This window comes from Microbacterium sp., from assembly GCF_047607465.1.
Lineage (GTDB): Bacteria > Actinomycetota > Actinomycetes > Actinomycetales > Microbacteriaceae > Microbacterium.
Window position 1 is genome coordinate 1 of sequence record NZ_JASGCY010000058.1, and the last position, 12,423, is coordinate 12,423.

The window sequence follows — 12,423 nt, forward strand, 5'->3', positions numbered from 1 at the left end:
CCTGGCTCTTTTTCCCGGCGTATACTACCCTGTTCCGCGACCGGAACGGGTGGGGGTGGTCAGAGCGTCAGCGCGGCCTGGCGGGCGGCACCAAGGGCGACGTACTCCCCGGGGGGCGGCACCTCGACCGGCAGTCCGAGGATCTCCGGTGCGATCGCGCGGACGGCCTCGGACTGCGCGCCGCCGCCTATGAGCAGGGCGCGCTCGAGCGGGATGCCGAGATCGCGCAGGGCGTCCAGCCCTGCTGCGAGACCCCGCAGCATGCCCTCGACCGCCGCGCGGGCGAGGTTGGGCCGGGTGGTGGAGGCGAGGGTCATGCCGGTGAGGGAGGCCGTCGCATCCGGCAGGTTCGGCGTGCGCTCGCCCTCGAAGTAGGGGAGCAGCGTGAGCCCGCCGGCCCCCGGGGCGGCCTGCAGGGCGAGATCGCTGAACTCGGCGTGCGTGACGCCGAGCAGGCCGGCCGTCGCATCGAGCACGCGTGCCGCGTTGAGAGTTGCGACCAGCGGGAGGAAGTTGCCTGAGGCATCGGCGAACCCCGCCACGGTGCCGGTCGCATCGGACACCGGTGTCTCGCTGATCGCGCACACCGTGCCGGAGGTGCCGATCGAGACGACGACGTCCCCGACGACCGCGCCGAGCCCGAAGGCTGCGGCCGCATTGTCTCCGGCACCGGGCGCGACCCGTCGGCCGGCGGCATCCGTCACCCACGCCGACGGACCGAGCACGCGCGGCAGCACGGCATCGTGCCCGAGCGCCGCTGTCAGGAGCCCACGGTCATACTCGCCGGTCGCGGGGCTCCAGTAGCCGGTGCCCGAGGCATCGGAGCGGTCGGTGACGAGCTCGTCGAGATGCGGGTCGTCTGGACCGAAGCCGCGCAGCCGCCAGGTCAGCCAGTCGTGCGGCAGGGCGACGGCGGCCACCCTGCGGGCGTTCGCCGGCTCGGCGTCGCGCAGCCAGCGCAGCTTCGTGATCGTGAACGAGGCGACCGGCACGAGCCCGGTGCGCTCGGCGAGGACGGATGCTCCGAACTCGTCGATCAGGTCGTATGCCGCCTGGGCGGAGCGGGTGTCGTTCCACAGCAGCGCATCGCGGACGACACGCCCTTCGGCGTCGAGTGCGACCAGGCCGTGCTGCTGACCGCCGATCGACCAGGCGTCGACGTCGTCGAGACCTCCGGCGTCCGCGATCGCGGCCCGCAGCGCCTGCCACCAGGCCTCTGGGTTGACGCTCGTCCCGTCGGGATGCGAGGCCCGACCGGTGCGCACGACCGCCCCGGTCGCGGTGTCGACGACCACGACCTTGCACGACTGCGTCGAGCTGTCGACGCCGAGCACATGTGCCATTGCGGCATCCTCTCCGTTGCTGCTGCTTGTGCGCGACCGGATTTGCGCCGGATCGGTCAGCGGGCGCCGAGCAGGTGCTCGGTGGCGAGCTGCTGCAGGCGTACGAAGCCGAAGCCCTTGCCGCCGAAGTAGGTGTTCGGGTCGAAGTCCTCGTAGGCCGAGCGGTCGGCGAGGAAGTCGTCGTAGGTCTCGCCTTCGGCGAGAGTCGGCACCGACAGCTCGTCGACGCGGGCGGCGGCCAGCGCCTCCTGCACCTCGGGGTCGGCGCGGAACGCCGCGGCGCGCTCCTTGAGCAGCAGGTAGGTGCGCATGTTCGCGCTCGCGGATTCCCACACGCCCTTCTCGTCCTCGGTGCGGCTGGGCTTGTAGTCGAAGTGGCGGGGGCCGTCGTAGGCGGGGACGCCGTTCGGGCCGCCGTTCTCGAGCAGGTCGACGAGGGCGAAGGCGTTGTGCAGGTCGCCGTGCCCGAACACGAGGTCCTGGTCGTACTTGATGCCGCGCTGGCCGTTGAGATCGATGTGGAAGAGCTTGCCGTGGAACAGCGCCTGCGCGATGCCCGCGGCGAAGTTGAGGCCGGCCATCTGCTCGTGGCCGACCTCGGGGTTGAGGCCGACGAGCTCGGGGCGCTCGAGGGAGTCGATGAACGCGAGGGCGTGGCCGAGGGTCGGCAGCAGGATGTCGCCGCGGGGCTCGTTCGGCTTGGGCTCGATCGCGAAGCGGATGTCGTAGCCCTTGTCGGTGACGTAGTCGCCGAGCAGGTTCACGGCTTCGCGGTAGCGCTCGAGCGCCGCCCGGATGTCCTTGGCAGAGTCGTACTCGGCGCCCTCGCGGCCGCCCCACATCACGAAGGTTTTCGCGCCCAGCTCGGCGCCGAGGTCGAGCTGGCGGAACACCTTGCGCAGCGCGTAGCGGCGCACGTCGCGGTCGTTCGAGGTGAAGCCGCCGTCCTTGAAGACCGGGGCGCTGAAGAGGTTGGTGGTGACCATCGGCACGATCAGGCCGGTGTCGGCCAGCGCGCCCTTGAGGCGGTCGATCTGCGTCTGGCGCTCGGCCTCGCTCGATCCGAAGGCGAACAGGTCGTCGTCGTGGAAGGTGAGGCCGTAGGCGCCGAGCTCGGCGAGCTTCTCGACGACGTGGACGACGTCGAGGGCCGGGCGGGTCGGGCCGCCGAAGGGGTCGGCTCCGTTGTAGCCGACGGTCCAGAGGCCGAAGGAGAACTTGTCAGCACGGGTGGGGGTGGTCATGGCTGCTCCTGCGCAGTAGAAGATAAGTTGTGATCGACAACATATATCAAGGCAAAGCCGCTGTCCAGCCCTTACAGTGAAGGGATGCCGTCACCCTCGAGCCCGGCCCCGGGCACCCGCCCGCACAACCTCGCGCGCGTCCTGCGACTTGTGCACGAGGAGGGATCCCAGTCGCGGGCCGCCCTCACCGAGACGACGGGTCTCAACCGCTCGACCATCGCCGATCTCGTCGGCGAACTGATCCGCCGAGGTCTCGTCACCGAGGAGATCCCCGAGACGCCGGGACGCGTGGGGCGCCCATCTCCCGTGGTGACCGCCTCCGCCGAGGTCGTCGCGATCGCCGTGAACCCGGAGGTCGATGCGGTCGAGATCGCGGCCATCGGGCTCGACCGCAGCATCCGCGTGCGCGAGCGCATCGTCTGCGACGAGCTGCCCGACCCGCGGGGAGTCGCCGAGCTGATCGCCGCAACGCTCTCCCGCTGGACCGGCGGCCCGCTCGCCGACGCCACGATCGTCGCGGTCGGCATCGCGGTGCCCGGTCTCGTCAGAGCCTCCGACGGCGTAGTGCGCAACGCCCCGCATCTGGAATGGCGCGACGTGCCTCTCGCCGACCTCGTCTCCTCGAGCACGGGGCTCCCGACCGCCGTGGGCAACGACGCGAGCCTCGGCGTGATCGCCGAGCACCGCTACGGGGCGGGTGCAGGCATCGACGACGTCGTCTACCTCAACGGCGGCGCATCGGGCATCGGCGGCGGGCTGATCATCGGCGGCTCGCCCGTCGCGGGGGCCGGCGGCTACGCGGGGGAGTTCGGGCAGAACCGCCCGCGGATCACCGACGACGCCGATCGCCGCACGGCCGACGGTGTCCTCGAGGCCGAGGTGAGCAGGCGGCTGCTGCTGGATGCGGTCGGCATCGAGGCCGCCGATGACGAGGCGCTGGCCGCGGAGGTCGCCTCCTCCCAGGCACCGGAGGTCGCCGGCGAGGTGTCCCGGCAGGGCCGGGTGCTCGCGAGTGCCCTCGCGAACATCGTGAACGTACTCAACCCCGCGGTGATCGTGCTCGGCGGCTTCCTCGCCACGCTGGGCGAGCTGCGCGGCGAGGAGATCGCGGATGCCGTCGGCGTGCTCGCGATGCGCGAGAGCGTCGACGGGCTCAGCATCCGCTCCGCCGCGCTGGGCGCCGACCGGCTGCTCATCGGCGCCGCCGAGCTCGCGTTCGCCGATCTCGTCGCGAATCCGGGGGAGCACGGCTGACCGGATCCGGCCGGGCACAGCTGACCGGATCCGGCCGACCCGAGCACACAAGAGATCTCCGTGCCGTGCGGGGGAGCGGACGCACGGCACGGGGTGGGATGCCGCGATCAGGCGGCTGGACCCTCGATGAGGGTGATCGTCGCGGAGTGCGCCGTGCCCGCGGAGTCGGTCCACGCGATGGAGACCGTGTCTCCCGCGTCGTAGGTCGCCAGCAGCGCCGACAGGGCGGCGGCGTCGGCGACGGCGGTGCCGTCGACCGCGGTGATGACATCGCCTGCGGCGAGTCCCGCGGCGGCGGCCGGAGTGCCCTCGATCACGCCGGCGATCGTCGCGCCGCTCACTGCGGTGGCCGCCTCGGAGCCGGGCCCGCTCAGCTGTGCGGAGGCGATCTGCACCCCCAGGAACGCCGGATAGCCGATCGTGGCCCCGCCTGATTCGTCGCCCGCGAGGATCTCGTCGACGATCGCGAGAGCATCCTCGATCGGGATCGCGTAGGCGATGGTCGTCGCCGTGCCGCTGGATGCGGCGGTGGTGACGCCGATCACCTCGCCCTCGGCGTCGAGCACCGCGCCGCCGGAGTCTCCGGAGACCACGTCGGCTGCGATCTCGATCATGCCGTCGAGGGTCTCGCCGGCCGTCGTGCCGCTGGACGAGGTCGTGACAGAGGCCTCCAGCGCCGTGATCTCGCCGTCTGCGGCCATCAGCACCCCTCCGCCCTCGGCGTTGCCGACGGCGGTGATCGCGTCGCCGACCGTCTCGTCGTCGTCGTCGATCGTGACGGTCTGCAGGTCTGAGGCGCCGTCGAGCTGGAGCACGGCGACATCGTCCTCGGCATCCGTGCCGACGACCCTCGCGGAGTACGTCTCGCCGGTGGAGGCGATGGTGACCGCGATCTCTGTGGACCCCTCGATCACGTGGTTGTTCGTGAGGATCAGGCCGTCGGAGGTCAGCACCAGCCCGGTGCCCGCAGCCTCTGCGTCTTCGTAGCCCAGCACGGTCTCGATGATGACAACGCCGACGGACTCGTCGGCGTCGGCCTCGACGGCGGCCGAGTTGGTGCTCGTGCTCGTGCCGCCGGCCTGACCGGGATTCGTCGTGCGCTGTCCCCCCGCGCTGCCGCCCCATCGCGGGGCGGTGTCGGGAAGACCGGATGCCGTGTCGGGAAGACCGGATGCCGTGTCGGGAAGACCGGATGCCGTGGTCTGGGCCGAGCTCGTCGCCTCGGCGGCGCTCGCCGCGGCGCCCACGGGGACGCCGATCCCGAATGCGCCGACGGCGAGCATCGCCCCGGCGAGGCAGGCCACCGGCGTGCGGCGGCGGTACCACGGTGTCCGGGTCACCGTCGGATTCGTCTGCGTGGGCGCGGCGCCCCGGGTCGACTCCTGCATCGGGAGCTCCTCTCATCGTCTTGGTCCGATATCACCACCAGGACCGATGCGAGGCCTCTCATCCGGATATGCGATCGCTATGAACCCTCGACCGGTGCTGATCGCGAACCTCGGCTGCGCGCGAGGACGTCGCCGACGGCATCCGCGACCTCGGCGGGGAACGCCGTCGCAATCGTGCTGTGCGTCGCCGTCGGCAACGAGCGGCAGTCCCCGGGGCTCTCGACGAGTGCGAGATAGAGGCGTCGCATCGCCGCGATCTGCTGCTCCAGGAGTTCGGGCGCCCGGTACGCGGCCTGAAGCGGATCGATCGCGGTCGCGTGGAGCACCACCGTCGGCACGACGGGCCGGTCAGGGAGGGCATCGATGAGGTCGATGAAGTCGCCGCCCTCCCGCGGGCCGGTCAGCAGGCGATCGGGTGCCAGATGCCGCTCGATGAGAGTGTTGCGGATGCCGGAAGGAAGCTCGGCGAGCTCTCGCTCGAGCCATTCCCGTTCCGCCTCGACGTCGATGTCCTCGAGCGTGTACCCCCGCGAGGCGCCGCGACCGATCCGCAACTGCTCTGGCATCTCCCGGTTCCAGTTGCGAACCACCGGGTCGAGCAGGACGAGTCCAGCGGTCTCATCCGGGTGCGCGCTGGCGAAGTGCTGCGCATACGCTCCACCGAGGGAATGCCCCACGAGCACGAAGGGCGGAGCCATGCCGAGCGCCGGCAGGAGCGCACGGAGCTCCGCGGTGACCGTGGAGAGCGGACGGGGCAGTGGTGCATCGTCGCTGAAACCCGTCCCCGCGCGGTCGTAGAGCACGGTGGTCGTCGTGGCCGAGAGCCGCTCGGCGCAGCGGAACAGGTCGAGGCCGAACGCACCGGCGCCGGGAAGGAACACCACAGACGGACCGGTGCCGTCGACGCGGACCCACAACGCGCGCCCGTCGACGCGGACACGATCCGTCACCATCGGTTCAGCTTGCCACAGGGGCGAGCCGCACCGTCCCGTCGGATGAGAAGCTAGGAGGATGACCGAATCGATCGCCGCGCTGACGGATGCCGAGGTCCGCCGCATCCGCGAGGACTTCCCGATCCTCGAGACCGAGGTGAACGGGCATCCGCTCGCCTACCTCGACTCCGGGGCGACCTCGCAGCGTCCCTTCGCCGTGCTGGACGCGGAGCGCGCGTTCGCCTCGACCATGAACTCCGCCGTGCACCGCGGCGCGCACGCCCTCGCCGCCGAGGCCACGGAGCTGTTCGAGGATGCACGCGCGACGGTCGCCCGCTTCGTGGGCGCGGGGGACGACGAGATCGTCTGGACCTCGAACGCCACCGAGGCCATCAACCTCGTTGCGTACTCGATCTCGAACGCGTCCCTCGGACGCGGGGGAGTCGCGGCGGAGCGCGTGCGGCTGCGTCCGGGTGACGAGATCGTCACCACCGAGATGGAGCACCACGCCAACCTCATCCCGTGGCAGGAGCTCGCCGCCCGCACCGGCGCGACCCTCAAGGTGATCCCGCTGGAGGACAGCGGGGCGCTGCGACTCGACGCGGCGGACGAGCTCATCACCGAGCGCACCCGGCTCGTCGCCTTCACGCACGTCTCGAACGTGCTCGGCGTGATCAACCCCGTGGCGGAACTGGTCGCGATGGCCCGCGGGGTCGGCGCCCTCGTGCTCCTCGACGCCTGCCAGTCGGCACCGCATCTGCCGCTGGACGTCAAGGCCCTCGACGTCGACTTCGCGGTGCTCTCCGGCCACAAGATGCTCGGCCCGACCGGCATCGGGGCTCTCTACGGCCGCCGGGAGCTCCTCGAGGCCATGCCACCGTTCCTCACCGGCGGGTCGATGATCACCACCGTCACGACGACCGAGGCCGAGTACCTCCCGCCGCCGCAGCGCTTCGAGGCCGGCACCCAGCGGGTGTCGCAGGCGATCGCGCTCGCCGCAGCCGTCGGCTACCTGTCGGAGGTCGGGATGGCGCGCATCGCCGCACATGAGGCAGCCTTCGGGGCCCGCCTCGTCGATGGTCTCCGCGCGATCGAGGGCGTCCGCGTGCTCGGCGCCGGCATCGACCTTGCGCGCGTGGGCCTGGCGAGTTTCGACGTCGCAGACATCCACTCCCACGATCTCGGCCAGTTCCTCGACGATCTCGGCATCGCCGTGCGGGTGGGCCACCACTGCGCCCAGCCGCTGCACCGCCGACTCGGCATCACCTCGTCCACGCGGGCGAGCACCTACCTCTACACGACCGACGCCGAGATCGACGCGGTGATCGCAGGTGTCTCGGACGCCATCGACTTCTTCCGGAGGGGCGCATGAGCGACCTGCAGAATCTGTATCAGGAGCTCGTCCTCGACCATTCCCGCACGCCGCACGGGTACGGGCTCCGCGGCGAGATCCGCGCGCAGTCCCACCAGCTGAACCCGACCTGCGGCGACGAGGTGACCCTCCAGGTGCACCGCGCTGCGGACGGCACGGTCGAGGCGATCGCCTGGGAGGGGCACGGATGCGCGATCTCGCAGGCGTCCGCATCTATGCTGGCCGTGCTCGCCGAAGGGCTCACCGTGGCCCAGCTCGAGGCGCGCATCGCCTCGTTCCGCGAGGCGATGCGCTCGCGCGGCACGATCCAGCCCGACGAGGAGCTGCTCGGCGACGCCGCAGCGCTCGGCGGGGTGTCGAAATACGTCGCCAGGGTCAAGTGCGCCATGCTCGCCTGGGTCGCCGCAGAGGACGCGCTGACCAGGGTCTGAGCTGCCGCTGCCTCGGCGCCCGTGCGCCGATTTGCATTCACGCCGTTGGAATACCGGATTGCCTCGGGCGATGCCGGGATGAGAGGATTCCTCCATGGCGGGGGTGCTGGAGACGGAGCTCGAATCGGTGCGCGTTGCAGGCATTCTGCGCGATGACATCGTTCGCGGGCGGCGTCTTCCGGGTTCGCGTCTCATCGAGCGCGACATCGCCACCGAGCTGAACGTCTCCCGGCTTCCGGTGCGCGAGGCCATCAAGACTCTCGTCTCCGAGGGCGTTGTCGTGGCGCGGCCTCGCAGCTGGGCTGTCGTGCGCCAGTTCACCCCGCGGGACGTGCGCGAGCTCGGCGAGGTGCGCCAGGCGATCGAGACGCAGATCTTCGAGTTCGCGGCGCAGCGGCATGACGAGACCGGGCTCGCGCGTCTGCAGGCCGTGCTCGACGAGGAGATCGACGCTGCTCGCGCCGGAGACCCTGAGCGCGCGCGTCTCGCCGCCGGACGGTTCCACGAGATCGCGGGACACCTCGCCGACAACGCCATGCTCACCGAGCTCATCTCCGTGTTCGCCACCCGGCTGCGCTGGCTGTTCGGCCAGCACGACGACCTCGTCGCGATGGCCGAGGACCACCGCCGCATCCTGGAGGCGCTGCGCGCCCGCGACGTCGAGGAGATCCGCCGCCTCATCCCCGAGCATCTGGCCAAGGGCCAGGACGAGGCCGAGCGTCGACTGGGTTCCGAATACGCGGTCTGAGCTTTGCGGGAATAGCGTCGGCGAGCGTATCGTTGTCGACAGAGAGGTACCCCAGGGGGGTATCTGATCGCACTATCGAGAGGACCCGCGCCATGACCACCACCACGTACGCCGTCACCGGGATGACCTGCGGGCACTGCGAAGGCTCGGTGCGCACCGAGGTCGCCAAGCTCGGCGGCGTCACCGGCGTCGAGGTGAGCGCCGCCTCCGGCAGCCTCGTCGTCACCAGCGCCGCCCCTCTCGATGACGCGGCCGTGCTCGCCGCCGTCGACGAGGCGGGATACAGCGCCGTCCGCGCCTGAGGGTCGGCCGGCATGGCGAGCACGACCTACGATCTCGAGATCGGGGGGATGACCTGCGCCTCGTGCGCGGCGCGCATCGAGAAGCGGCTCAACCGGATCGACGGCGTCACGGCATCCGTCAACTACGCGACCGAGAAAGCGCACGTCGAGGCGGCGCAGGGCGTCGGCGTCGAAGACGTCATCTCCGAGGTCGTCCGCACCGGTTACACCGCGGCGCTTCCCCGCGCCATCGAGGCGCCCGAGACCGACCGCGAGCACCGGATGCTGCGGCTGCGGCTCCTCGTCGCCGTCGCCCTCGCGGTGCCAGTGATCGCGCTCGCCATGGCGGAGCCCCTGCAGTTCCCCGGCTGGCAGTGGGCATCGCTCGCGCTCGCCACGCCCGTCGTCACCTGGGCGGCCTGGCCGTTCCACCGTGCGGCATGGCTCAACGCCCGCCACCGCACGGTCACGATGGACACCCTCATCTCGGTCGGCGTCACGGCCGCCTTCCTCTGGTCGCTGTACGCGCTCTTCTTCGGCACCGCCGGCATGTGGGGCATGACGCATCCGTTCCGTCTCACGATCGAACGCGGCGACGGCCTCGGCAGCATCTACCTCGAGGTCGCCTCCGGGGTGACGATGTTCCTGCTGTTCGGACGGTTCCTCGAGCACCGCTCGAAGCGGCGCGCGGGCGCCGCCCTGCGGGCGCTCGGCGAACTGGGGGCGAAGGACGTCGCCATCGTGCGGGGCGGCGAGGAACGGCGGATGCCGCTGGATCGTCTCGTCGTCGGAGACCTGTTCGCCGTGCGCCCCGGCGAGAAGATCGCCACCGACGGCGTCGTCGTGGATGGACGCTCCGCGGTCGACGCCTCGATGCTCACCGGCGAGTCGGTGCCCGTCGAGGTCACCGCCGGCGATGCCGTCACCGGCGCCACCGTGAACGTCGGCGGGCGTCTGCTCGTGCGCGCGACCCGCGTGGGCGCCGACACCCAACTCGCCCGCATGGCCCAGCTCGTCGAGGAGGCGCAGTCGGGCAAGGCCGAGGCGCAGCGCCTCGCCGACCGGTTGTCTGCGGTGTTCGTGCCGATCGTGTTCGCCATCGCCGCGGCGACCGCGGTCGGCTGGCTGCTCGCCGGAGGGGGAGCCGCCGCAGCGCTGACCGCCGCCGTCGCCGTGCTCATCATCGCGTGCCCGTGCGCGCTGGGGCTCGCGACCCCCATGGCGCTACTGGTGGGCACCGGGCGCGCAGCGCAGCTCGGCGTGCTCATCAAGGGCCCCGAGGTGCTCGAGTCGACCCGGCGCGTCGACACGATCGTGCTCGACAAGACCGGCACCGTCACGAGCGGACGCATGACGCTGCTCGAGACCATCCCCGCTGATGGCGAGGACGGGGACGAGGTGCTGCGCCTGGCTGCCGCCGTGGAGGAGTCCTCCGAGCATCCGATCGCCCAGGCCGTCGTGCGCGCCGCCACCGAGCGCTTCGGCGTCGTGGCCGAGGTGAGCGACTTCCAGAGCGTGCAGGGCCGCGGGGTCACCGGCGTCGTCGAATCGCACGCGGTCGTCGCCGGACGGCCGAGCCTGCTCGCCGACTGGGCGCTGCAGATGCCGCAGGCCCTCGCCGCCGCCTTCGACCGCGCCGAGTCCGAAGGGCGCACCGCCGTCGCCGTCGCCTGGGACGGCGCCGTGCGCGGTGTGCTCGTCGTCGCCGACCGCGTCAAGCCGACCAGCGCCGGCGCCATCGCGGCGCTGCGGGGCCTTGGCCTCACCCCGGTGCTGCTCACCGGAGACAACGCGCAGGCGGCGCGGCAGGTGGCGGCGGAGGTCGGCATCGATGAGGTGCGCGCCGGCGTGCTCCCGGAGGGCAAGGTGGCGGAGATCGCCGCGCTGCAGGGGCGCGGCCGGGTGGTCGCGATGGTCGGCGACGGCGTCAACGACGCCGCCGCGCTCGCGCAGTCGGACCTCGGGGTAGCGATGGGGACGGGAACGGATGCCGCGATCGCCGCCTCCGACCTGACGCTCGTGCGCGGCGACCTCTGGGGCGCAGTCGATGCGATCCGCCTCGCGCGCCGCACGCTCGGCACCATCAAAGGCAACCTGTTCTGGGCCCTCGCCTACAACGTCGCCGCCCTCCCGCTGGCCGCGCTGGGACTGCTGAACCCGATGCTCGCTGGCGCGGCGATGGCGTTCTCGAGCGTGTTCGTCGTGCTCAACAGCCTGCGGCTGCGGCGCTTGCGCAGTGCGGCTCCCGCCGCGGACGAGGGGTCGGCTCCGCGCTGATATCCTGCTCGCAGCGCCGCTGCTGCAGGTGGCGGGGTCGGAGGGGCATGATGCGGGTCGCTGCGATGGTGCTCGGCGGTGTCCTGCTGCTCGGCGGCGGCGCGCTCGTGGTGGTCGCAGACCAGCAGCGGGTGGCGGCCGTGCAGAGCGCGAAGGACGCCGTCGACGACGCGCGCGAACGGCTCGCGGCGACCCGCGCGGCGAACCTCGACCTCGCCGATCGGCTCACCGGGCTCCGGGCGGAGATCGCCGAGCAGGAGAACCAGCTCGCCGACGTCACGGGGCTGCTGCCGTGAGGCGTCTGCTCGTGATCGCCGTGGCGCTGGCCGCCGTGACGGGCGCGGGAGCCGCGGCGCGGTCGGGGGCCCTGGACGCCGAGCGCGCCGATGTCGTCGCCGAGCTGCGGACGATGCACGCCTCGATCGACGAGGCCGCGCGCCGTGGCGACTATCTGACCGGCGCGATCGAGGTCGCCGAGAAGGAGGTGCAGGCCAGGGACGACGTGCTCGAGGTGCGCCCGGGGTTCGCCGCCGAGATCGCCGCCCTCCGTGTCGCCCTCGATCGTGCGCAGGGGCACGTCGACACCTCCGCCGACCGTGCGGCCGCGCTCTCGGCGCAGGAGGCCGTGCTCGCCGAGCGCGCCGACCCGGCGGTGGTCGCCAACGCCACGGCCACCGTGCATGCGCTTGCCGCCAAGATCGACGGCGACGTGGCCAGTTGGGCCGCCGCCCAGCGGGTGCGCCCTGGCGGGCAGGCCTGGGCCTCGAGCGGGCCGGACGGGTATGCGCGCGTGCGGGCGGCGCTGGATCGCGTCGGCGGCGCGGGGATCGGGCTGTACGAGTCGGGGTCGTGCGCCGGCGGCAACACCCCGGCGTGCGCCAGCAGCGACGGCTACATCAAGTACCGCGCCGACATCGCCGAGTGGGGCGAGGGGCGGCTGAACTGGGCGATGGCGCATGAGCTCGCGCACATCTACCAGTTCCAGGTGTGGGGAGCGCTGAACTCGTCGGCGGCGTACGACTCGATGTTCGGCCACGACCCCGAGTACCTCGCGAACTGCATGGCCGTCGTGCGCGGCTTCCCGGGGTCCGTGGGCTGCGACGGCGATCAGCAGGAGTGGGCGTCGGGCATCTGGGTCGGCGCGGTGCGTTGA

The 12,423-nt window shown here is 71.8% G+C and carries 12 protein-coding genes; 8 read left to right on the top strand and 4 right to left on the bottom strand.

Features of this window, described 5'->3' with window-relative positions; translation table 11 throughout:
* Positions 1-59: 59 nt before the first annotated feature.
* Entirely contained in the window at positions 60-1,343 is a 1,284-nt protein-coding gene (gene xylB / locus QM568_RS07575) for a xylulokinase (protein WP_415137420.1), read from the bottom strand.
* A 56-nt stretch (positions 1,344-1,399) separates the two neighbouring features.
* Positions 1,400-2,587 carry a xylose isomerase gene (gene xylA, locus QM568_RS07580; protein WP_415137422.1) on the bottom strand — a complete coding sequence of 396 codons (1,188 nt, stop codon included), beginning with the start codon at positions 2,585-2,587 and terminating at the stop codon, positions 1,400-1,402.
* An 84-nt stretch (positions 2,588-2,671) separates the two neighbouring features.
* Here xylA and QM568_RS07585 point away from each other — a divergent pair, with 84 nt between their 5' ends.
* The gene (locus tag QM568_RS07585; RefSeq protein WP_415137424.1) at positions 2,672-3,841 is read left to right on the top strand and encodes an ROK family transcriptional regulator; all 1,170 of its coding nucleotides are present in this window, start codon (positions 2,672-2,674) and stop codon (positions 3,839-3,841) included.
* A 107-nt stretch (positions 3,842-3,948) separates the two neighbouring features.
* Here the strand turns inward: QM568_RS07585 and QM568_RS07590 are convergent, their stop codons facing one another.
* Both QM568_RS07590 and QM568_RS07595 read right to left on the bottom strand, forming a co-directional pair.
* Entirely contained in the window at positions 3,949-5,229 is a 1,281-nt protein-coding gene (locus tag QM568_RS07590; protein ID WP_415137426.1) for a S1C family serine protease, read from the bottom strand.
* Positions 5,230-5,306: 77 nt separating this feature from the next.
* Complete coding sequence (locus QM568_RS07595) at positions 5,307-6,182, bottom strand: alpha/beta fold hydrolase (protein ID WP_415137428.1); 876 nt, start codon at positions 6,180-6,182, stop codon at positions 5,307-5,309.
* A 58-nt stretch (positions 6,183-6,240) separates the two neighbouring features.
* On the opposite strand from QM568_RS07595, the gene QM568_RS07600 reads away from it, so the two are divergent.
* The 7 genes from QM568_RS07600 to QM568_RS07630 all read left to right on the top strand — a co-directional run bounded on the left by QM568_RS07600 (position 6,241) and on the right by QM568_RS07630 (position 12,423).
* Entirely contained in the window at positions 6,241-7,533 is a 1,293-nt protein-coding gene (locus QM568_RS07600; protein ID WP_415137430.1) for an aminotransferase class V-fold PLP-dependent enzyme, read from the top strand.
* Positions 7,530-7,964 carry a Fe-S cluster assembly sulfur transfer protein SufU gene (gene sufU / locus QM568_RS07605; protein ID WP_415137432.1) on the top strand — a complete coding sequence of 145 codons (435 nt, stop codon included), beginning with the start codon at positions 7,530-7,532 and terminating at the stop codon, positions 7,962-7,964. The genes QM568_RS07600 and sufU overlap by 4 nt, the downstream gene beginning before the upstream one ends.
* Positions 7,965-8,058: 94 nt before the next feature.
* A complete protein-coding gene (locus QM568_RS07610; protein WP_415137434.1) occupies positions 8,059-8,712 on the top strand; it encodes a GntR family transcriptional regulator in 654 nt (217 codons plus the stop codon).
* A 92-nt stretch (positions 8,713-8,804) separates the two neighbouring features.
* On the top strand, positions 8,805-9,014 hold the full coding sequence (locus tag QM568_RS07615; RefSeq protein ID WP_415137436.1) for a heavy-metal-associated domain-containing protein: 210 nt from the start codon (positions 8,805-8,807) through the stop codon (positions 9,012-9,014).
* Between the two features lie 12 nt (positions 9,015-9,026).
* The gene (locus QM568_RS07620; RefSeq protein WP_415137438.1) at positions 9,027-11,270 is read left to right on the top strand and encodes a heavy metal translocating P-type ATPase; all 2,244 of its coding nucleotides are present in this window, start codon (positions 9,027-9,029) and stop codon (positions 11,268-11,270) included.
* 47 nt (positions 11,271-11,317) lie between these two features.
* The gene (locus QM568_RS07625) at positions 11,318-11,566 is read left to right on the top strand and encodes a hypothetical protein (protein WP_415137440.1); all 249 of its coding nucleotides are present in this window, start codon (positions 11,318-11,320) and stop codon (positions 11,564-11,566) included.
* Positions 11,563-12,423, top strand: coding sequence for a hypothetical protein (locus tag QM568_RS07630; RefSeq protein ID WP_415137442.1), 861 nt, complete (start codon positions 11,563-11,565; stop codon positions 12,421-12,423). Before QM568_RS07625 ends, QM568_RS07630 begins: the two co-directional genes overlap by 4 nt.

Bases quoted from the DNA above. Each gene is read 5' to 3' on its own strand.
- QM568_RS07585 (WP_415137424.1), top strand. From the start codon at position 2,672: ATGCCGTCACCCTCGAGCCCGGCCCCGGGCACCCGCCCGCACAACCTC.
- QM568_RS07600 (WP_415137430.1), top strand. From the start codon at position 6,241: ATGACCGAATCGATCGCCGCGCTGACGGATGCCGAGGTCCGCCGCATC.
- sufU (WP_415137432.1), top strand. From the start codon at position 7,530: ATGAGCGACCTGCAGAATCTGTATCAGGAGCTCGTCCTCGACCATTCC.
- xylA (WP_415137422.1), bottom strand. From the start codon at position 2,587: ATGACCACCCCCACCCGTGCTGACAAGTTCTCCTTCGGCCTCTGGACC.
- QM568_RS07595 (WP_415137428.1), bottom strand. From the start codon at position 6,182: ATGGTGACGGATCGTGTCCGCGTCGACGGGCGCGCGTTGTGGGTCCGC.
- QM568_RS07615 (WP_415137436.1), top strand. From the start codon at position 8,805: ATGACCACCACCACGTACGCCGTCACCGGGATGACCTGCGGGCACTGC.
- QM568_RS07620 (WP_415137438.1), top strand. From the start codon at position 9,027: ATGGCGAGCACGACCTACGATCTCGAGATCGGGGGGATGACCTGCGCC.
- QM568_RS07610 (WP_415137434.1), top strand. From the start codon at position 8,059: ATGGCGGGGGTGCTGGAGACGGAGCTCGAATCGGTGCGCGTTGCAGGC.
- xylB (WP_415137420.1), bottom strand. From the start codon at position 1,343: ATGGCACATGTGCTCGGCGTCGACAGCTCGACGCAGTCGTGCAAGGTC.
- QM568_RS07625 (WP_415137440.1), top strand. From the start codon at position 11,318: ATGATGCGGGTCGCTGCGATGGTGCTCGGCGGTGTCCTGCTGCTCGGC.
- QM568_RS07590 (WP_415137426.1), bottom strand. From the start codon at position 5,229: ATGCAGGAGTCGACCCGGGGCGCCGCGCCCACGCAGACGAATCCGACG.